This is a genomic window from Shewanella sp. MMG014 (assembly GCF_018100775.1).
In the GTDB taxonomy this organism is placed as follows: Bacteria; Pseudomonadota; Gammaproteobacteria; order Enterobacterales; family Shewanellaceae; genus Shewanella; species Shewanella japonica.
Genome location: NZ_JAGJDZ010000006.1, coordinates 73,097 through 95,500, shown reverse-complemented (window position 1 = coordinate 95,500; position 22,404 = coordinate 73,097). Strand labels below are relative to the sequence as shown.

Annotated in this window: 16 protein-coding genes; 2 read left to right on the top strand and 14 right to left on the bottom strand. The window is 42.5% G+C overall.

Features of this window, described 5'->3' with window-relative positions:
• Positions 1-116: 116 nt before the first annotated feature.
• From J8L86_RS11385 to J8L86_RS11320, 14 genes are all read right to left on the bottom strand, one after another.
• Positions 117-7,061, bottom strand: coding sequence for a choice-of-anchor U domain-containing protein (locus tag J8L86_RS11385; protein ID WP_211030379.1), 6,945 nt, complete (start codon positions 7,059-7,061; stop codon positions 117-119).
• A 495-nt stretch (positions 7,062-7,556) separates the two neighbouring features.
• Positions 7,557-8,030 carry a Fur family transcriptional regulator gene (locus tag J8L86_RS11380; RefSeq protein WP_055022573.1) on the bottom strand — a complete coding sequence of 158 codons (474 nt, stop codon included), beginning with the start codon at positions 8,028-8,030 and terminating at the stop codon, positions 7,557-7,559.
• 308 nt (positions 8,031-8,338) lie between these two features.
• Positions 8,339-10,039: a Na(+)/H(+) antiporter subunit D gene (locus tag J8L86_RS11375; protein ID WP_065109876.1), complete on the bottom strand. Its 1,701-nt coding sequence runs from the start codon at positions 10,037-10,039 to the stop codon at positions 8,339-8,341.
• Positions 10,026-10,376 (bottom strand): hypothetical protein, encoded by a 351-nt coding sequence (locus J8L86_RS11370; protein WP_211030377.1) that lies wholly within the window; start codon positions 10,374-10,376, stop codon positions 10,026-10,028. Before J8L86_RS11370 ends, J8L86_RS11375 begins: the two co-directional genes overlap by 14 nt.
• The gene (locus J8L86_RS11365) at positions 10,366-11,856 is read right to left on the bottom strand and encodes a monovalent cation/H+ antiporter subunit D family protein (RefSeq protein WP_055022570.1); all 1,491 of its coding nucleotides are present in this window, start codon (positions 11,854-11,856) and stop codon (positions 10,366-10,368) included. Before J8L86_RS11365 ends, J8L86_RS11370 begins: the two co-directional genes overlap by 11 nt.
• Positions 11,853-13,331 (bottom strand): monovalent cation/H+ antiporter subunit D family protein, encoded by a 1,479-nt coding sequence (locus tag J8L86_RS11360; protein WP_065109878.1) that lies wholly within the window; start codon positions 13,329-13,331, stop codon positions 11,853-11,855. Before J8L86_RS11360 ends, J8L86_RS11365 begins: the two co-directional genes overlap by 4 nt.
• Positions 13,331-13,693, bottom strand: a complete 363-nt coding sequence (locus tag J8L86_RS11355) for a cation:proton antiporter subunit C (protein WP_055022568.1) — start codon at positions 13,691-13,693, stop codon at positions 13,331-13,333. Before J8L86_RS11355 ends, J8L86_RS11360 begins: the two co-directional genes overlap by 1 nt.
• The gene (locus J8L86_RS11350) at positions 13,674-14,666 is read right to left on the bottom strand and encodes a Na(+)/H(+) antiporter subunit B (RefSeq protein WP_348772653.1); all 993 of its coding nucleotides are present in this window, start codon (positions 14,664-14,666) and stop codon (positions 13,674-13,676) included. The genes J8L86_RS11355 and J8L86_RS11350 overlap by 20 nt, the downstream gene beginning before the upstream one ends.
• Before the next feature lie 29 nt (positions 14,667-14,695).
• Positions 14,696-15,037 (bottom strand): monovalent cation/H(+) antiporter subunit G, encoded by a 342-nt coding sequence (gene mnhG / locus J8L86_RS11345; protein ID WP_065109879.1) that lies wholly within the window; start codon positions 15,035-15,037, stop codon positions 14,696-14,698.
• Positions 15,034-15,330 (bottom strand): monovalent cation/H+ antiporter complex subunit F, encoded by a 297-nt coding sequence (locus J8L86_RS11340; protein ID WP_065109880.1) that lies wholly within the window; start codon positions 15,328-15,330, stop codon positions 15,034-15,036. Before J8L86_RS11340 ends, mnhG begins: the two co-directional genes overlap by 4 nt.
• Positions 15,330-15,830 (bottom strand): Na+/H+ antiporter subunit E, encoded by a 501-nt coding sequence (locus J8L86_RS11335; protein ID WP_055022565.1) that lies wholly within the window; start codon positions 15,828-15,830, stop codon positions 15,330-15,332. Before J8L86_RS11335 ends, J8L86_RS11340 begins: the two co-directional genes overlap by 1 nt.
• Positions 15,831-15,910: 80 nt before the next feature.
• Entirely contained in the window at positions 15,911-16,363 is a 453-nt protein-coding gene (locus J8L86_RS11330; RefSeq protein WP_055022564.1) for a hypothetical protein, read from the bottom strand.
• 486 nt (positions 16,364-16,849) lie between these two features.
• Positions 16,850-18,310: a DUF3360 family protein gene (locus tag J8L86_RS11325; protein WP_247663359.1), complete on the bottom strand. Its 1,461-nt coding sequence runs from the start codon at positions 18,308-18,310 to the stop codon at positions 16,850-16,852.
• 377 nt (positions 18,311-18,687) lie between these two features.
• The gene (locus J8L86_RS11320; protein ID WP_211030373.1) at positions 18,688-19,662 is read right to left on the bottom strand and encodes a hypothetical protein; all 975 of its coding nucleotides are present in this window, start codon (positions 19,660-19,662) and stop codon (positions 18,688-18,690) included.
• 487 nt (positions 19,663-20,149) lie between these two features.
• On the opposite strand from J8L86_RS11320, the gene J8L86_RS11315 reads away from it, so the two are divergent.
• Together J8L86_RS11315 and J8L86_RS11310 are read left to right on the top strand one after the other, a co-directional pair.
• On the top strand, positions 20,150-20,788 hold the full coding sequence (locus tag J8L86_RS11315; RefSeq protein WP_211030371.1) for a trimeric intracellular cation channel family protein: 639 nt from the start codon (positions 20,150-20,152) through the stop codon (positions 20,786-20,788).
• An 808-nt stretch (positions 20,789-21,596) separates the two neighbouring features.
• Entirely contained in the window at positions 21,597-22,346 is a 750-nt protein-coding gene (locus J8L86_RS11310; protein ID WP_211030369.1) for a YrhK family protein, read from the top strand.
• The last annotated feature ends 58 nt before the right edge of the window (positions 22,347-22,404 follow it).

The following is a 22,404-nucleotide window of genomic DNA, read 5'->3' as shown; positions in this document are numbered from 1 at the left end:
TGATTTATTGTGTCATCATCTTCTTTTGCGGTAATAAAGAAGATGGCGACGTTGTTAAGGCGATCCGCTATGTTTTATGCAGTACTGTCGGCTTGTCTAAGCTTATTTGTACTTTCTTATTTGTACCTTCTGCGACTGAAGCTGATTAGCATCAATAACATGAACCAAATACCCAAAGCACCACCACTGCTCGACTTTGACTCTGGCTCAGGTTCAGGCTGCGTAGGTTCTTCAGTTTCTACCTCAGTTTTATTGGTAACGGTTAAACTGGTCGTTACTGAATAACTGAGTTCGCCATCAGATACCGTGACTTGAACCTCAATCACTTCATCAGTGCTGACTTCTGGTGTTGTCAGAGTCAGTTGATTGGTTGTTTGATTTTCAAGTAATACAGCTGGGCCTGATAACTGCTGCCATTGATAACTCAGTGAGTTATTCTCTGCATCACTACCGACAGCTATCAGGGTAATACTGCTGTTTTCTTCAACTTCATTGTTGTGGCTCTCAAGCACTAGCGATGGCGCAGTATTCACAGGAGGTGTGCCTGTTTGCACGGCAACCACTCCGGGATCTTCAATTGAGCCATTCGCGAGACCGTCGATATCGTTAGGACCACCGTCTTCAATGAGTAATCGAATACAGTTGTTACCTTCAACTAATCCTTGCGCCGAGGCCTGAGCATAAGTTGCATCATTAACAAGTGGGCAGTTACCGTTTTCATCCGCCAATGCAGAGCTGATGCTGTTATTGGCATCAACAACAAAGCTATACCAGCCTAGTGCTGGGTTGTACTTACGGTATATAGCATCAGCTGGTAATGTTTGACCTTCTGCTAATGGAATTACCACTGCAACAGATTCACCTTGCTCACTTAATCCATTAACGATGAAGTTATAAACAGGCGTGATAGTCTCAAAATACGCATCTTGAGGTTCGGCATCGCCAGCTTGTAATAACGCGATTAAGTCTTCAATTGAAAAACTTGCTGAATCTGCGGTAATACCGAGTCGAGAAACAAACAATCCAAGCGTCATTGATAAGCCGTCTTCGGTGTGAGCTGGCTCTGCATCGTTCTGCGTCGGTAAGCGGGTGTCGTTAGCATCATTATCTAAATAATCAGCAATACCGTCACCATCACTATCAGCATATCCTTCATCGCTATCTGGGATACCATCATTATCTGAGTCAACATCACTGCCTAACGCTGGCAAGTCGGCAATCACCAATTGCGCCGTGCGAGAGACAGAGAAGACATCAGAAGTATTGGTTTCAGTAGCAATAGCATTAACTTGATAAACACCAGACTGCAATAAACTTGGGTCTATTTCGAATGTCATTGGGTTTTCGTCAATGGCTGCATCAACGAATCCATCAATACTTGACCAGGTGAGGTTGTGAGTATCGTTTTGGTTAATATCACGCACATTAGCAGTGATGGTAACCATGCCATTATTGGCATCGATAACACTAATTACTCGGCCATTTTGGCGCATTGTGAGGTTCATTCTAGGCGCAACATTTCGTTCTATCAGGGTGAATTCAGTTATGTTGGCATCACCAATAAATGCATTTACACCATAATCTAACTGAAGCTGCAATTGATCTTCGTTAGTCACGCTTTCAGGAATCGCTATGTCGAGCTGCCCAATTTGACCTGCTTCAATATCTGCAACCAGTTGATTATTAACAAACCCATTAACGAGTAAGCTATATGAAATCTGCACTGGGTAATGTGCCGCTTCACCATTTAAGTAAGCATTAATAGTGTATTCGCCGCCAGCTTCAACAGGGCGCTGAGAAGGCAAGGTTAGCATTGGCACAATGTCGAGATTAAATGACGATACTGCAATATTACCAAGGGCATCAGTTGCTTTTACTTCAACAATATGACTTCCTGAAGTCAGTAAAGTGTCACCCATCATATTTACAGTGATGTCACCGTCGACCAAGTCAGTCGCAGATAGCGACACTAAGTTAGCAATATTGGTTAAACGCCCCTGGGCATTAATTGACATATCGATTAAATCGTCAAAGCTTGGCGCTGTAGTATCGACAATGGTGATAACTTGTTCAGCACTAGAATGGTTGCCCGACATATCAGTCGCTGTCCAAGTGATGACATGCTCACCTAAGCTAAAGGTGAAGTTATCCGTATCCACAGTTAGTTCAGGTGAAGCATCGTTATCATCCATCACTGATGGCTGAGGTACTTGCACTTGAGTTAACTCACCTGTTGCTTCAAATGTCATACTTTCAACATGACTGATCACAGGTGCTTGTGTGTCTGAGTCATTAGGATCGAGCGGGTTAGGGTCATTTGCATCGATAACACCATCACCATCATCGTCATTATCAGCATTGTTACCAATACCGTCGTTATCCGTATCTAACGTTTCAGTTGGATCCGTTGGGAAGGCATCCGCGTTATCACCGACACCGTCGTTATCAGTATCTAAGGTTTCAGATGCGTCGTTAGGGAAGGCATCTGCATTATCACCGACACCGTCGTTATCAGTATCTAATGTTTCAGATGCGTCATTCGGGAAAGCATCTGCATTATCACCAACGCCGTCGTTATCTGAATCTAACGATTCAGATGCGTCATTCGGGAATGCATCCGCGTTATCACCCACGCCGTCGTTATCAGTATCTAATGTTTCAGATGCGTCGTTAGGGAAGGCATCTGCATTATCACCGACACCATCATTATCAGAATCTAACCATTCACTGCTGTCGTATGGGAAGGCATCTGATTGATCGCCATAGCCATCGTTGTCGGAATCAACTGTTTCATTAGCATCAAATGGGAATGCGTCAGTATTGTCACCGATACCATCGTTATCTGAATCTAACGTTTCAGTTGGGTCAAGAGGGAAGGCATCGCTGATGTCTTCAACGCCATCCGCATCATCATCTCGATCATTCGAGTTAGTTAAGCCATCGCCGTCTAGGTCGTAGTCATTAAGCATATTGACTAGGTGAATGCCAAAACCATTCCAGTCAGAACCGGCGATTAACAAGTTACCATCGTCTTGAAGGATTAATTTGATTGGGTCGTAATCTTGTACATCTAAGCGAACATAGCCTACGGTATTGAATTGACTATCTAATTCACCATTTTCAGTAAAGCGAACAACATGGGCGTAATCAGCTGTTAAACCGCTTAATACCAGTATACGGCCGTCACGTTGAATCTGAATATCTTGAACATTCCAGACGCTAACATCTTCGTCAAAATCGTTGGCCGAATAACCATTGTCTGCAAATGTGCTGTCAAGTTGGCCATCAACAATTTTCAGTACACTGAGTCGTTTAGCAACGTTTGATGTTGTACCCGCAGCGTAAACATTGCCTTCTGCGTCTTTAGCTAATTTAATAGAACGGGTAAACATATCGCTATCAAGTGCGAGCTCGCCATCCGTACCAAAGCTAGTATCAATGTTGCCATCAACGTCAATTTTGGTCAGATAGAAAGTGCGATCTTGTTTCTGCATTGCTAACACTTGGCTATCATCATCAAGCATGATGGTATCTAGCACATAAATGTAGCTACCTAATTCTGGCTCACCAATTGCCAAGCTACCAGCATCACCAAAATTGGTATCAAAAGTGCCGTCACTGCTGAGCTTATGTGCGAAGTTTTGATAGGTGTACTTACCGTAAATTACCGTGCTGCCATCAGATAATGTTGAAGCAACATCAACACCACGGGTAATGAAACCATCTTCATTATCGTAAATACCCGTTTCATTGAAGCTAGTATCTAAAGCACCAGTTGCATCATACTGAGCGATAAATACTTGATTGTCTTTATCACCTGCGACTTTAATGCCGCTTTCATTTGTTAGTGCTAGTTTAAAGTGAGTCGCTAGATCTTGGTTTATTGCATAAAGAATACCGCTTTCAGCAAAATCTGTGTTAATGGCACCTGAATTATCCATATCAATGATCACACCACTATCATCAGTATGGGCGTCGTAATATGCACTACCGATAAGGTACAGACCATTATCGTGAGCAATGGCGTCAGTAATATAAATTTCTCTATCGCCGTTATGCACATAAGCTGAAGCAATACCGTTTAAGCCATAAGCAGTGACTAAGTCACCGGCATCATCGTTATCTGCATTGTTACCAACACCATCAGCATCGGTATCGTATTGTTCATTACGATCATTCGGGAAGGCGTCTGCGTTATCACCCACGCCATCGTTATCAGAATCTAGGTATTCAGTCGCATCGTTATCAAATGCATCTTCAAACGCCCAGTAACCGTCAGCATCAGCATCGCGGTATAAATTGCCACTTAATAATAATGCTGGATATTGTTCGGACGTGCCAAAATCCCAGTTGGCTGAAGACCAGTCATTTGTATAAGCTGTACTGTTACAATTAATATCAACAGGTGTTGTAGGGCATTGCAGTTCTTCAGATGTATAACCCGCGCCTGAATTGTTGAATGTGCTCGATATGCCAGTTGCTTCGGTATCCCAAAGGGCATACACAACAGATAATGTATTTGATGTGCTGTAACCTAAAAGGCCACCTGTATCGGTATTTTGATCATCATTGGTGTTAATAGCACCATATGCCAAGACACGCTCAAATGTTGAATCTGCATTTAGGTCACCTGCGATACCACCAATAATCGAGTCACCTAACAGTGAAACATCAGCGTATGAGTCAACCACCTCTGTCGCACCATCAATATCACCAATTAAACCACCTAGAATCTTGGGGGCAGTAATGCTGCCTTGGGCAAACACTCGGGTTAACACGCTTGTGCCTTCAACTTTACCGATAAGACCGCCTGCGACTTCAATATCTGTCTCAATGCCAGCTTCATCAATCAGGGTAATATCTACAATCGCGTAACTATCGTTAATCGTGACACTTTCAGCATCACCAATTAAGCCGCCTGCAGACGTTACGGCTTGGATATCGCCTTCAAAACTCACGTTATCTAAGGTGTTGGTCCCTGATAATTGACCAAACAAACCACCGGTATCAGAACCTGCGTCATCAGTAATAGAAATCGACGTGATATTACCTTGTGCATGAACTTGATCCGCATCTAAGTTATAAAGTCGACCTGCAACTAAACCGCTGTCATCATTACCAAGGATGGTACCTTGCACGTTAATATTGCTCAGCACCGCTGAATCAGCGCTGCTGTTTCGGGCAATTAAGAATGCTGAGTTATTCAAGCCTGTGACGCTAGTTAAATCACCGTCGATATTAATATTCGTGACACTCACCGTGGCTACATAACCCAATAGTGCTTGATAGTCTTCATCTGGGCGATTGATAAATAGGTTATGAATGGTGAAGCCATTACCGTTAAAGTTGGCAGCAAAGCGGTCATCGGAAGTACCAATAGGCTGCCAACCTTCACCTGCGTTGTAGTAGGTTTCATCTGACAGATCACCGTCAGAATCAGTATCGAAGTCTAAATCTGTGGTTAATTCGTAACCAATGCAACCTGTACCGTCAGTTAAACCGGCACAACCTGCGGTAACACCGCTTAAGCTATTACCTGCTAAGTCATCACGTATCGCGTGTAACTGAGCCAACGTTGAGATTTCAATTAAGCCATCGTCATCGATGTCAACATCTTGTGCAGCAGTTGATCCTGTCGCATCAAATGGGTATAGATCTGATTCATTGGCAACATTGTCACCATCAATATCAGGATCTGAATTATCACCAATTAAATCGCCGTCAGTATCTAACCATTCTGTTGGATCATTAGGAAAAGCATCAGCATTGTCACCGACATTATCGTTATCAGTATCTGCCCATTCTGCGGCGTCATCAGGGAAAGCGTCTAATGAATCTGGAACGCCATCATTATCTCTATCGTGAAAAGCAACACCGTTGATAATAGGTGAAGGGTACTGACTAGATGTACCAAAATCCCAATAGGCTTCATCCCAATTGGCATAGATACCAGCGTTAGTAACCGGCGCTTGTAACTCAGTTGTGGTATAGCCAGTACCTGAGCCACTTGTCGCGTTGCCACTGGCTTGGGTATCCCAGTATGAATCTGTCACAGTCCCAAGTGCAGAGCCTGTTAGTCCGCCTTTATTAAATGCCTGCTTAGCAGAGCCTGTTGAGAAGCTATTTGTAATGGTTGACGATGAAGAAGCAACGCTGCCAATTAAGCCGCCCACAGCATTATTCGCCTCGGCTTTAGCATGAGAGGCGACATTAGTGACGTCTGCACTTGAAAGGTTACCAATAAAACCGCCGCCGACTGTGCCAGAGGTAATGACAGAGCCATTGACTAGACAGTTTTCAACGCTACCATTTACTAACTCTCCTGCAAATGCACCGGCATCACCTTGGCCTGTTACATCAACAGTGGCTAAACATTGCTTAACCGTTGCTTGGCTAGAACGAGCAGCAATACCGCCGGCATAAGCCCCAGCTTGATTGCTTTCTACTGTTCCGGTAAATGAGATGTTGGTCATGACACTCGGGGTACTACCATAGATGTAACCAACTAGGCCGGCAACGTAATAACCGCTAGCTGTTACCTGACCATTAACATGAAGGTTTTCGATAGTGGTATTTTCAGCATGACCGAATAAACCAAGACTGTCGTCATCGCCTGTTAAAGACGTATTGTTGATGTATAGGTTTGCAATCGTGAAATGATTTCCGTCAAACGTACCTGTAAAAGGTGCAGCGAGGGTGCCAATAGGTGTCCAACCTTCACCCGTATTGTAGGTGTCGTTTTTAACACCATCATCATTTTCATCAAAATCTAAGTTAGTGGTTAACTCATAACCAAAACAAGCAATAATGTCGTCGTTATTACCACAACCTGTTGTGTTCTCACTAATACCGTTGTCATAAGCTGTGCCCGCTAAGTTATTACGGATATTGTTGAATTGCTCCAGGCTATTGATTTCGATTAACCCATTGCCATCAATGTCCACATCAACTGCGTCGGCTACACCATCATCGTCAGAGTCGATTCCACTGGCTTTTACTGGTGAAGTTAAACTAATAACACCAAAGAAAGTGGTTAACAGAAGGGATAATTTGAACTGCATATTAGACACCAAGGTTATAATTATTTTGAAAAAATGTTGGGTTATTTTGATTGTATTTAACAAATAAGGAAGAAATAAGGAACAAATATGCAAGTTGGTTGTATTTTAACTTTTTAACACCACATGAATCTGTGTTGTCGTTGGGAGCAAGCGCGTTTTTATAGGGAAGAGCAATTGTGACAGGAGTCGATAAACAGGAAAATATGAACGATGTTAAAGGGCAAAGTCAGTTAAATAGAGGGGCAATTAAGTCAACGAAAGAAGGGGGGATTCAGCTAGGCTTGGGTAAGCACTAGTCACTTTTTTGTTTAGAAATTGCCAGCTTAAGGCTTGATTAGCTTAGTTGTTTGTTTAATTTGGACGCTGACATAAGCGTTAAGCAAGCGTTGGGCTCACTAGGAAATAGCCTCGTTAACCCTTATACAGTTATTATCAATCTAACGAGGCCATCACTGTTTTTTTAGTATCTCTGGCAGAATGCTGCCTTGTGAAGAATTAGCCTTTCTCGCTTGGATTAGCGCAGTCATTACAGAGGCACTGTAATTCTATTTGAGAGTTTAGAAGCTGAAAGTCGGCTTGGTTAATACTTTCTTTTAATGCTTCGATTACACTAGTTTGAATGCCTTTTTCTGCAACTTTGCCACAGCTTTTACAGATTAAAAACTGCGGGACTTGATGCTCATGAGTACAAGTGATGTGTGAGCAAGCAAGGTATTTGTTTTCTGATGATAGTTTATGAACCAGTGCCAATTCACTCAATATATCCAGCATTCGGTAAACAGACATTGGCGCTAATGATTCATTATGAGTCGTGCGATATATATCGACAATTTCATAAGCAGATAAAGGCTTACTAGAATCAAGTAACACACCTAATACATTTTTTCTTTTCGCTGTAAGTTTAACGCCTTTGTTGTGACATATTTGTTCTGCCTTAGCAAAAATTTCAGCGTTATTAGTAGTAGACATAGTTCAGCTCAAAAGAAATCATAATGGGCGTTATTATTTATTGTCGTGATGACATTGTAAATGATAAAGAGTGAAACATTGCTTCTAAAGCACAAGTAGAATCGAAATTGTGTGAGCAGATTAACTGATATCGACTTAATTGGCGTGAGATCAATGTTCAAAAATAGAGGCTAAAAATACGAAAGGCTTAAGGATATGCTAAGTGAAAAATGGCAAATGAAAAATGACAAGTGCGCTAGCCTGTATGTAACCCTTGTTAGCAAAACAGGCTAGCGTGCTCTTTATTTAAATCAACTCTACCAGTTAGGTTAATTTACAAAGCCAATAAACAGATAGGTTGCAAGAATAACAGCAACCCAAAGCACCATGTTGCCAGACGGATAGTCGCTTGAGATAAAGCTACCACCTTCTTTGTATTGGCGGGCTAAAAATGCCTGACATTGACTTAGTTTACCACGAATTGACTGACGTACATCAGCATCGACTTTCCAAATAACCGCAAACATACGTTGCAATATATTAGGGACTAAACGTCTATATACCCAATCGACATCAAGGTGAGTTGAGCGCAATTCTGGCGGATATTTACCTTTAAGATTTAACCACACAAAGGCCAGCGCCGAGAACAATAACAGCTGTGTTTGTGCGAGTACGTGGGTCGCATCATAAGGGTTATAACCCGTATCATATGGCAATAATGAGTAAAGCGCCGCTGGGTAAATACCAATCCCAATACACAGGCAGGCAGCAATGAACATTGCCAATAGCATGTTGTTTGGCGGATCGTTTGCTCTAATGCCTGAATCATGGGCGAAGAAGGCAAAGTAAGGAATTTTAATACCAGCATGATGGAACACACCTGCAGAGGCGAACAATAGCATTAACCAAACCCAATCATGGCCCGTTTCCATTGCAGCCGTCATCACCATCGATTTACTGACAAATCCGCTAAACAGAGGGAATGCTGAAATAGAGGCCGCACCCACAATACACAGTATGGTGGTCTTAGGCATGGTTTTATAAAGACCACCAAGATCAGAGCCGTTTATTCGCCCTGTCATATGCAGCACTGCGCCCATGCTCATAAACAGTAAGCCTTTAAATATCACATCATTAAAGGCATGTGATACCGCGCCATTTAGTGCAAGCGAGGTGCCGATACCAATACCGACCACCATAAAGCCCACTTGGTTAATCAAGCTATAAGCCAGTACGCGACGTAGGTCGTTTTCAATGACGGCAAAGAAAATTGGGAAGCAGGTCATCGCAGCGCCAATATATACGAGTAGCTCAGTGCCAGGATAGGCTCGAGCCAGTGCATAAACGGCTACCTTAGTGGTAAACGCACTAAGCAGTACAGTGCCTGTTGGTGTCGCTTCTGGATAAGCATCGGTAAGCCAAGTATGAGCAAAAGGAAAAGCACACTTGATGCCAAAAGCGATAAAGATAAGCCAGCCCGCTATGCTGTCTAAGCCGATAAAGTCAAAGGCGATACTGCCAGTCTCACTGATATAAAACAGTGCGCCAGCCAGTAAAATGACGCCCGAGAGAACTTGCATAATGAGGTAACGCATCCCAGCGCTATAAGCAGCAGGGGTTCTACGAGCCCAAATCAAAAAGACTGAAGTAAAGGCTAATAACTCCCAAAACACAAATAGGGTTAGCAAGTCGCCGGCGAACACCGCGCCAATGGCGCTACCCGCATAAAGCATTGCAGCAACTTGCTGCACAGTGTCTTTAACGTGCAATGAGTAGACGATGCCAATAAATGCGGCGATATGGAAAATATAGCCAAACATCAGGCTTAATTTATCAGCTCGATAGGGGATGAGTTCATAGTCTAAAAACGTTAATTGCAGGTGGATGCCTTCTGGCACTGTCCATAAATGCAACCCACTGATGATTGGAATCGCAATCATCAATGCGCCACGAAGCTTTCCTCGCGTCGTTGCAGCGATTAATCCGCCAATCAAAAAGAGTACAAACGGCGGTAACTCAAGCATCCACATTGCGATCACCTTCATTGTTATTGTTAGCTTCTTTGGCATGGCTATCACTGACGTCGATAATTTCTATCTTGCTGTTATCAGGCGCTTCAACGGGGCCATAATAGTCTTCAGGTCGCATCAAAAAGGTACGCATCCAGCTGGCAATTAATACCAAAATGACACAGCCGACAAAGCCATAAATAGGATAGAAAATGGGGAGGTTTTCCCAACTATGATAAACGTGGCGATGGATCACAAAATCAAGCACCACAAGCACACCGCAGCATGCGTATAGCAGATATAAAATAAGCTGAATGTTTTTGGGCTTATCGAAAAAATACTGCTTCTCATTGTCCATGGCTAACTCCAGATACAGTCAAGATAGCTTTCGCCAATTCATAAAAGGGCTGAGGATGGATAAACATAATCAAGCAGCCTAACGTAGTAATAGTTAATGCGATCAAAGAAGGTAAAGGCGCTTCTTTTATGCCGCGATGTTCAGGTGCCTCACCTTTACCAGGGAAAAATGCGTGATAAGGGATAGGCAGTAAATACGCGATATTGAGTAGAGAACTGAGCATTAAGGTTACCATCACGAACCAGTAACCTGTTTCGATGGTGCCCATTAGCAAGAACCATTTACTCCAGGTCCCTCCAGCTGGTGGCACGCCAATAATACTCAAGCTAGCAATGAAAAAAGCGGCCATAGTGACAGGCATGGTAAAACCTAGCCCACGCATTTCACTGACTTTAGATTTATGGCTGGCCACCAAAATGGCGCCAGCACAGAAGAACAAGGTGATTTTGCCAAAAGCGTGAGAGGCAATATGCATTGAGCTGCCGATAACTCCTGACTGTGTGGCAAGGAGTGCTCCTATGGTGATATAACCGAGTTGGCTCACAGTAGAGTAGGCTAGTCTGGCTTTTAAGTTGTCCTGCCTCATTGCTACGATTGAGGCTAACAATACTGAAATAGCCGCTAGATAAAGTAAAAATTCAGTGGTTGGCAATGTCGGTAGTAGGTCGAGACCAAAAATAAAGATACAAACCTTAAGTACTGTAAATACCCCAGCTTTTACCACAGCAACCGCATGGAGTAGTGCACTGACCGGGGTCGGAGCAACCATCGCTGCTGGTAACCAGCGATGAAACGGCATCATTGCAGCCTTACCAATGCCGAAAATAAACAACACTAAGATAGCGCCAGCAATTGTGGTATCAACATTGGCATCAAATACGCCGCCAGCGGTAAATTCAAGTGTGCCGCTGATTAACCAAGTTAATACAATGGCGAGCAAAAAGAAGGCGATAGAGGTACTGAGTAAGATCCCTAAATAAACACGACCACCTTGTTTAGCCTTATCTGTGCCAGCATGGGTCACTAACGGATAAGTTGATAGGGTTAACACTTCGTAGAAGATAAATAGAGTAAATAAGTTCGCAGAAAAAGCGAGCCCCATTACAGCACTAATCGCCAAAGCAAAGCAGATATAAAAGCGGGTTTGGTTATCTTCATTATGACCACGCATATAACCAATGGCATAAATGGTGGTAATTAACCAAAGGAAGCTGGCAATCAGAGCGAATAGCATGCCAAGCGGCTCAATCACAAAGCTGACTTCTAAGCCAGGCATGAGCTCCCACCATGATACCTCAATGTTCGCACCAGCTTTAAGTGCTTGATAGAGGTTAACAACGCAGTAAAGCACCACAAGGCTGATACTGATGGTAACAGCCTCTCGAAGATTAGGTTTACTACCTGTTGCTGCAATAGCAAGTGTTGCCAGCAGAGGCAATAATATAGTTAGCTGTAACATCAGCGCCAAAGATGGATTCATGGGTTTATTCCAAACAAGCTTTGAGAAGCCGCCTGTGCAACTTGCACACTCAGGCGAGTATCGATACCGAAATAGATATTAGCGATGACAAGAGCCCAAATAGGACCAAGGAAAGTCCAAGGAGCTTCTTTAACCGTTTCACGTCCAGGTAATGGCGGCTTAAAGTAGGCCATTTCTACAATGCGCCAGATATACACAATGGCCAATAACGAACCTAAGAGGATCAGTGCGGCAACTGGCCACATACCTGCTTCAACACTGGCGATGAGCAAATACCACTTACTGACAAAACCGACCGTCAATGGCACACCAATAAGGCTTAATCCACCGATGACAATTGCAGACATGGTTAATGGCATTTGTCGGCCTAGCCCCTGGAATTGGCTTAGTTGAACACTACCAATGCGGTACATGACGGCGCCTAATGCTAAAAATAATGCACTTTTCATCAACGCATGGTTAAACAGGTGCAGTAAGCTTGCCATGACACCCGTGCTGGTGTTGATGGAGTAACCGATAATCATATAACCGACTTGAGCAACACTTGAGTAAGCTAAGATGTGTTTGACATTTTGCTGATAAATCGCAGTGATAGAAGCAACAAAAACACCTACGAGTCCAAGTACCATTAGAATGTCTTGTAAAGGCAAACTGGTAAATGAGAAGCTGATGCCAAATACGGTAAAGGTAAACCTAATTAATAAATACACTGCTACTTTGGTTGAGGTTGCCGCTAAAAAGGCGGTTACAATTGAAGGTGCATAGGCATATGCGTTTGGTAACCAAAGATGAAGCGGAAAAAGCGCCAGTTTTAAGCAGATGCCAACAATCAAGAAGGCAAAGGCCGCAAACACAGTACGGGTATGGCCAACATCAACTAAGCGAACTGCAAGGTCACTCATGTTTAATGTGCCAGTCATTTGGTACAACATACCAATGCCAATCAAGATAAACGTGGCACCAATCGTCCCCATAATCAGGTATTGAAATGCAGCCCACAGTGCGCGTCTGTCTTTACCTAAAGCAATTAACGCATAGGCAGAGAGTGAAGAAATTTCTAAAAAGACAAAGACATTAAAAGCATCGCCGGTCGCAACAATCCCGAACATACCTGTTAGTGATAATAGGTAGAGGCTATAAAACAGGGTGTGGCGATCTTCGCTCAATTCTTTTTGTATGCTGGTATTAGCGGCAAACAGGACGACAGTGCCAATGGTTGAGATAATGAGCAACAATAAGGCATTCAGCTTATCTATGCGGTATTCAATCCCCCAAGGGGCTTCCCAACCGCCGAGTTCATAGATGATGGTCCCTGATTTCATTACTTCTATCAGCAATAGTATGCTGTTGACACAAGTTGCAGCACAGACCAATAAGGCAAATATCCACACCAGTTTTGAACGGTTTAAAAACCAACATAGTGGGGCCGCCATTAGCGGCAGCACGACTTGTAAAATAGGCAGGTGAGCTAGCACTATGATTTTTCCTCGTTTAGCTGATCTTGTTTTTGGATCTCATCTTCTTCAATACAGCCATACGACTCTTTGATTCTGATGACCAGCGCAAGCCCAAGTGCTGTGGTAGCAATACCAACCACAATCGCGGTTAGGATCAGAACATGGGGCAAAGGATTAGAGTAATCACTGATCCCTTCAGCTAGGATGGGGGCACTGCCTCGTTCGACAACGCCGACACTGATATAAAAGATAAACACCGAGGTTTGGAAAATAGTGAGTCCGACTAACTTCTTCACTAAGTTACCGTGGGCGATGACGATATAAAAACCAATCATCATCAACAGGACTACAATCCAGTAGTTATAGAGTCCGAGAAACATCTTGCTCCCCTTTTTGCTTGTTATTGTTTTGCTGGGCTTGTCTGCGGGCATCAAAATTAAAAAAGATACTCAGCATGACCGATGCAACCGTGATACCGACTCCTAGTTCAATCAATAGGATCCCGATATGTTGACCATCGAGTGGATTTTCGGCTAACACGTTATAATCTAAGAAGTTTGCGCCATTAATCATTGAAACAACTCCAACGGAGGCGTAAAGCAATAGTCCAACAGCGGCAAGAAGTTGAATGAGGGCTGGATTAAATACCTTTTGAGCGGTTTCTAAGCCAAATAACATGGTGTATAGAATAATCGCAGCAGCAAAAATTACCCCTGCTTGGAAACCACCACCAGGGCCGAAATCACCATGGAACTGCACATAAAGGGCAAACAATAAGATGAAAGGAATGAGGGCTTTACTGACAATACGCACGACCATATGACGTTCGTGCATTTGCTCTTCAGTCGCTTCATCTGATTGAGGATTTTTACGACGACGTGGTAATCTGAGTAATGACAGCACACCAATACCAGCAGTAAAAATAACCGCAACTTCGCCTAACGTATCAAAGGCACGGTAACTGCCTAACACTGAGGTCACAATATTAGGAACGCCGACTTCTTCCATAGAGTCATGGATATAGCGAGGGGCCACATGCTGGTGAACTGGAGCATCAACGGCGCCAAAGTAAGGCATATCCATTGTGCCATATATCAACATGCTACCTGTAACCAGTACGACAAATAATGATAAAAGAGGCTTATGACGCCTTGGCGCTTCTTTTCGGCCTGTCATTGTAATGGCCGCTAACATGAGTAAACCCGATATTCCCGCACCAACAGATGCTTCGGTAAAGGCCACATCTACTGCATCGAGTACAACAAAGAAACAGGCAGATAATAAGCCATAAATACCGCTTAACATGACAACAGCTAATAGGTCAGTCATGCGCACGATTGCAATGGCAATCACCACTAAAAATACTAATAGTATGATATCAACTAAAGCTTCGATGACTTGTTCCCTCCCAGATTTGCACGCTTAGCTTCTTTTGGTATTAAGCCATTATGTAGTGCCGCTTTTGCTAATGCATGACTGGCAGATGGGTTAATGAACAGCGTACAAATTAAAATCAATATCAGTTTAATTAAGACCATACCATTGGGGCTTTGCAGCATAAGGCCAATGAGAATTAAGCCTGCGCCTAATGTGTCGGTAACACTTGCAGCATGCATGCGGGTGTAAAAGTCTGGGAAACGTATAATGCCTATCCCACCCGAAAAGCATAAAAAACTCCCTATTAGCAGGCATATACCGCTGCAGATTTCGAGTAACAAGCTCATTCTTTAGTCTCCTTGGTTGGATGAGATTTATAAGGAGCGACTTTAAATTCGGTAGAATCTGAGTAACGTAATACGCCGATAACACTGATAAAGTTAATGAGGGCGTAGACGAGGGCGATGTCGAGAAACTCTGGGCGACCCATTAAAAACCCTAAAACGGAAATCAACAAAATGGCTTTAGTGCCAAAAAAGTTGAACGCTAATATCCGATCGTAAAGGGTGGGGCCGACGATGCAGCGAATGATCGCAAGTAACATAACAACTAGAATGGCGATTGTGGCAGCGGCTAACATTAGTTTTCAAGCTCCCTTACCCGGCGATCCATCTCTCCGGTTTTAAGTGTGTCGATATCAGCATTATCTAAAGCATGAACGGTGAGTTGGTCATCAATTAAGTCTATCGCTACGGTTCCTGGGGTTAAGGTGATGGAGTTAGCGTAGATCACTTTATTAATATCTGAGCATTGTTGCGTGTCTATGGTGGTCAGGACGGGGGTAATACTTTTATTACCCATCCAAATATGTTTAACCACACTGATATTCGACAAAATGACCTGTTTAACTAGCCATAGAGCGTAACTGGGCATGTGGGCATTAAGGCGAATAGGATGAGTTTCTTGATCGATTACATCCATTTTTTGCGCAATATAGAGCACCAGCATGATTGAACCAGCCCCTAAAGATAATAATAAAGGGTTGCTGTAATTGGAGTTAATCCACCAAAATAGCGCCAGTGTTAATATCAAGCTAAGCCTATGGCTTGGCACAACGCTGCGTTTAATTTCTTGTGTCATATTAATCAATACTTAGTGTGAGTTATTGCTAGCTAAAACTTAGCCTGCCGGTAAAAGTTATTTTTTAATTTCTGTTGCCGTTAATCTTGCTGCTCGCACGATGATTCGTTGGCGATTGCTTGATAAATCTGACTGTGTAGCCCTTGCAATGAATCTGTAGTCGGTGACAATTGCTCAATTGTTCTATCGACGATACGCCCAACTAACTGCTCTTTGGTTTCATTTGCAGGTATGCACACCTCAGTTGGAAGTATTTTTGATGTCTGTTTACCGACTCGGGTGCGATAGGCTCTATCGGTGAATCCGCCCGATGTGTTCTTTAGTTCATACTGTTGACTGGTGTTGAATGAGCCAGCAAGAAAGCCTTGAATATAGTAGGAACATGCTTGAGTCGACATCTCAGATGCGGTTTTATTAACTGATAAACAAGATGAAAGAACGAGCTGCTCTTCATTTTTAGCGTTACTCGAAACTGCTGATAGTGAAAAAGTGAGTGTGAACGTTAATAGCGCTAAGAGTTGGATGATCCTCATATGAACCCCTTTTTTATAATTCTATTGATTGCACATTCATAAATTGAACGGTATCAGCGCAATACGCTTTAGGTACCTTTGGTTTACTTTATATGGTTATTCTTTGCTCGTTTTAAGGCGATATATGCCGACACTATTCAAGCAAACCATAAAAGTTTGTGATTAACATTGATTTAACACAAAGATTTTTTAAATTAACATCGAATTGTTTTTTATTTAACCCTGTTATTCGTTTATAACACAGTTTGTTTTAATTTAAATACTAAGTAAGTGTAAATAGACTGTTTTTTTATAATGTCGAATATTTTTCAAGTTGGTGAGTAAGCTCGATAAGCTGGGGGATTGGCGGTTATTGTTAATATTTGGATCTACAAAAGCAGTTTGGCGGCTTTATTCACAGAGGCTTGTAGGTTCAAGCCTCTGTCTATTTATTGCTCAGTTATGTCATTAGCGCTCAGCTAGCTTAAATTTTTGGCGAATGAACCGTTAGTTTAATCCTGAAATGATGGCTGGAATACCTGGTAGTAAGCCAACTAATGCCATCACCCCTGTAAGAATGATAAACATAACGCTAGGGGCTATCCAGCGGTTCATTTTGGTGAGTTTAGCACTGCGATCTTTACAGCCTATTAAACCTAAATTATCCAATAGCATTGTCAGTGACCAACCAAAAGCAGGGTTAACTAATACTGACGAAAACACCACAATCGCAGCTGATTGAGTGGTTTTTCCTTCTCGAGTCATTTCCATACCAGCCTCAAGAAGAGGGATAAATACCCCAACGACTAAGGCGACACACAATACGGGTTCCCAAATGGCTAAATCCATTGGATAACCCCAAAGTGCGGCAATAACACAGAACAAGGCTGTCAGTAGCGCACCTGCAGGAATGGGGCGTTTAGCAATTGCCGCAGGGACTATGTATGTGCCCCAAGATGAAGTGAAGTTGGCCCCCCCAAGCATTGAACCAAAGGTTTGACGAATTGAAGCGCTGGTCATCGTGTCATCTATATTCATATGCACTTTTTCAGTGCGCAACGGGTAGTTAATCTTTTGAAATACTTGATGCCCTAAAAAGTCTGGCGACCACATCGCGACAGCGAGCACAGCGAAGGGCAAAACCACGATAAAGCTTTCAAGAGTCGGTAAGCCAAGCATCCAACCTGAGCTTTCTCCCCACCAGTACATTGGGCTCATGTTCGGTAGACCTGGCGCAGTTTGAAACTCAAATGGCGCGCCGAGGGCAAAGGCTAACGTTCCACCGAGTAAGCAACTTAATGGCACGGCTAGCCAACGTTTTCGCCAGTGCTCTAGTAAGGCATATAAAATAATGGTGCAGAAAATCACGATAAATGCGATGTGTTCCATGCCGATACTGTTGGCCCATGCATACAGTTTTTTTACTTGTGATGCAGTACCAACAAACCCCAGATACAGCAAGAGTCCGCCACAAACCCCTTTACTGGTGAGGTTGGCGAGCATACTCCCGCCTTTACTGATGGCAAGAATTAAGCCTAAGGCGCCAATGAGTAGTCCAAATGCCATTGGGTGGCCGCCTGCTGCAACCACAATTGGAATAATGGGAATAAGCGGTCCGTGGGTGCCAGCTAAGTTTGCTGTTGGCAATAAAAATCCTGAAAAAATGACAATGAAGAAAGCGGCAATAATGAGTTCGTAACGAACATTTTCCAGAATAAAGCTTTCTTCAAGGCCAAGTGAGGTTGCAAATGTGGTGGCAATGGCACCGACCATGACCACTTTACCTATGGTTGCAGCCATTGCTGGAATGGTGTCTTCCAGTTCAAAGCGATAGTCTTTGCCTGGTAGATTAGGGCGCCAGCGCTTTGGATCCATAATCGTTAATTCATGCTCTAAATACTCATCTCGAGAGTTAAAGGCTGAACTGGGTTTATGTTGCTGTTGATATTGTTTGTTGGATGGATTCATTTGCGATTGACTGGGGGGAGATTCACTTTTCTGTTCATGTATGGATTTTGAATTACTGCTCATATCATTCCTATTGCTCACTCACTAAAAGTGCTACTGCTTTAAATTAGAAGCACCTTATCTGAACCCTATAGCCATAGCGAGTAATAATCGGCGTTTTAACCTCAGACATTAGTCGTAGGTAAATATTTGTTTACATTAGTAAAATAGGTTTGGGTGAAGTCAGTGTCGCTAGCGTTGTGAGGTAAAAAAGCGATATATAGGGGAGTTTGATGCTTTGTTAGCAAGAAGCCTGTTAATAAAGGTGTTAGCTAGATGAAACTTAAAGGAGTCTCTATGGCGCATCAGCACCATAGAGAATGATATTTTTTGTGTGATCACTTATTCTGCACAAATTGATCAATTTGATTTTGTGCTAAGGCTTGATCCATGGTGCCTTTCAGTAATTTATACATCAAAATAGATGCATCAATTTCAGTCTTGCGATTAGTTAAACTTTCAATGTTTAACCCTAACGGGATATTTAGCTGAATCACCGCATCTAAAATTTGCAGTAGATTACTGTGGTTTATTTTAATCGACTCATATAAAGGATCGGCTGCAGATAGAATACGCTCACTGGTTTCTTCTGGTACTGAGACCCCTAACCAGTTGATAAATTCTAGGGTTTTGGCGCTGCCACAAGGTGAGAAAGTTAAGATAACTCGATTGGGTTTAATGTTGTTTAACTCACATTCTTGAGCATAGCTGGTTAGCATATCAATTGTCGCTTGGGCGTTATATACCGCTTGAGTAATGTAGTACTCGCAGCCTTGAGTCGACTTACCTAATAAACGAATGTGCTCATTCTTTTTGCTTAAGTGGCGCTCTGCAATGGCAACACCACCAAGATAGAAGTCCTGAGAGTGCGAAGCTAAGACCTTATAAGCATCATTAAGTGGTAATGAACTTTTTACCTGAGTAGAGGGGGAGCCCACCAAGACGAGATCTCTGACATTGTTTTGATACCAAGCGCGAGATAACCATTCATTAAACCCTTGCTCATCCAGCCCTGCAACACTCTTATAGGCTATAACAGGCTTACCTGACTTTTGGTTGATTAATTGTGCATAGGTGCCAGAGTCATGGGTGGCTTTGAATGGAAAAGGTCTAGGGGTGTCAGTACGACTGGTTTCATCTTGAATGTCATAAATGATCAAACCGTCAAAACTTATCTCATCAAGGCGAGCGAGTAACTTATCGGCAATAATGCTGACCGACTCAAAATCAGTATCGATTTTCGGTGGGGTAGTACCAATAAAGTATATTCCACGGTGATGATCGGACGATCGCTGTTTTAATGATTTTCTCATGTTTAGCCGTCTAGATGGATGTTATCTACATTGTGTCTTAAATCAGGGCGGTTGTTAAGGCTCAATAAGATAATTTTTAGATATAACTAAGGTCATCGTCATTCAGCGGCTAAATGATAAAAGCCTAATCGTTTTGTGTTGCCAAACCCTGACTGAAATTACTGTCGACTCTAATAGTAATTCAGTGTGTTGAATGGCGGCAGTTGGAATACACAACAACATAATAATAGCGAATAGGATAAGGTTAATGTAACTTTTGGTGTATCTAGTGTCCTTATTTATTTTGGTTGCATAAATACTATGTTAGCTATTTTATTTATTACTAAATTTTGTTTTTAAGTCTGCCTACCTCATATATATAGATACCTGCATAATTTTTTACTGTAAAAGCATTAGAAAATGTAATGGTAAAATTAGAAATCATATCTGTATTTTTAGCGGGGATGAGCGCAATATTTGCTTCCTTTTTTATTTGTTAGTGCGTGTTATGTTAGAAGTTAAAGTGATCAGTGCCTTATGGCTAGTTGGTATCCTAGCTGAAGCGATGACAGGCGCGTTGGCCGCAGGTAAAAAACAAATGGATTTGTTTGGTGTCGTTATCATTGGCTGTGTTACTGCCATTGGTGGTGGCACATTACGAGACATGTTACTGGGAAATTATCCCATTATATGGATTGAAAACGTGCACTACTTGTTAGCCATCGCTACCGCATCTTTACTGACGGTGATGATAGCACCGTTAATGCGTTACCTTTCGCGCCTATTCTTGGCAATTGATGCAGTCGGGTTAGCGGTATTTTCTATTGTGGGTGCACAAAAAACCTTGATGCTTGGTTATGGTCCTGAAATTGCGATCGTTATGGGAGTTGTTACGGGTGTTTTTGGTGGCGTCATTCGAGATATTTTATGTAATCAGGTGCCGCTTATCTTTAAAAAAGAGCTCTATGCACTTGTCGCTCTCGCAACTGCTGCCTTGTATGTGGTGATGAAATTCAGCGGTGTTGTTGAATGGATAAGCTTATCAATTGCTGTGATATTTGGCTTTAGTTTCAGAATGCTGGCGATTCGATATCAGTGGTCAATGCCCAAGTTTGATTACCAGACTCCTTCAGATAGCCTTCATTAACAAGAGCCGTTATTGACAAGAGCCGTTATTTACAAGAGCTGCCATTGACAAGAGCTGTCATTGACAAGAGCTGTCATTAACAAGAGCTGTCATTGACAAGAGCTGTCATTGACAAGAGCTGCCATTAACAAGAGCCGTTATTGACAAGAGCTGTCATTAACAAGAGCTGCCATCTATAAGGGCCGTTATTTACAAGAGCTGTTATTAACAAGAGCCGTAATTAACAAGAGCTGTCATTGACAAGAGCTGCCATTGACAAGAGCTGTCATTGACAAGAGCTGTCATTGACAAGAGCTGCCATTAACAAGAGCCGTTATTGACAAGAGCTGTCATTGGCAAGAGCTGTCATTGACAAGAGCTGTCATTGGCAAGAGCTGTCATTGACAAGAGCTGTCATTGACAAGAGCTGTCATTGACAAGAGCTGTCATTGGCAAGAGCTGTCATTGACAAGAGCTGTCATTGACAAGAGCTGTCATTGACAAGAGCTGTCATTAACAAGAGCTGCCATCTATAAGGGCCGTCATTTGCACGAACTGTCATTGACAAGGCCTATTATTTACAAGAGCTGTCATTGATAAGATTTGCCATCAACCAGAACAGTCATTCGTCATCAGTGGGGTGTATTTCACCCCATTCTGGTTTTTCTATTTCTTTTCTAACTACATCTGTGTTTGTGATTAAGTCAACGTTGTCTTGGTTGAGTGCTAATCAAATACGGTTATTTGTAGGGTTCGCTCCTTCATATAAGATTCGCACTAATCCTTATTATCGATGACGATAGCATTAATCACTGGCGTTAGTGCTGAATTGAGCAAAGACAAAACCTATCGAGATATCAAACCTATGCCACATGCTTTTTCAAATCGTCGCCGTATCTTAAATTTAACCGCGGATAAAAAAGCCTTAAGATCTCAGTTTCGCTGGGAAACGATCAATGCTATTGCCTATAAATTAGGTGGCATTTTATTTGTTATTGGCAGTTTCTTCTTTTTTCCTAGCCGAGCTGAATACGCTTATATTGGTGGGTGGATTTTTCTAGCTGCATCGTTAACTTACTTAGTGGTTAATATTCACGATATGGCAGAGATCCGGCGTTATTGGAAAAGTCATACATCCCATCAAGTAGACGAGGTTGTTGAGTATTTTGCAGGGGCGACATACCTGTTTGGCACCTTATGTTTTGTATTTGGTCGGTTAGCGAGTTTTCCTCAAGTGGATTGGCCGTTAATCAGCACCTGGTTGTTTATTATTGGTAGCACGTTATTTGTTGTTGGCGCAGCGGCTAACGTATTTTTGATCGTCAAAGCAGACTCAGTGCAGTTACTTCAGTTGATGAACCTTACTTCGATTTGCTTCATCGTTGGTTCAGTTCTTTATGGCTTGGCTTCCGTGCCATATTTATGGGCTTTTGAGTCATCAAATGATCACTTACTTATTCTTAACTTTCTTGCTTGGCAGTACATGATTGGCAGCTTGTTATTCTTATTGGGTGGTGTATTTAACTACTGGCGAGCATATTTGTTGGTAGAAGGTGAAATAGCGAAAAAGCAGCTATAGTCATCATTGTTATTTGGCTGATTTGCTTGTTAATTACTCGCTATTCATGACGGGTTTG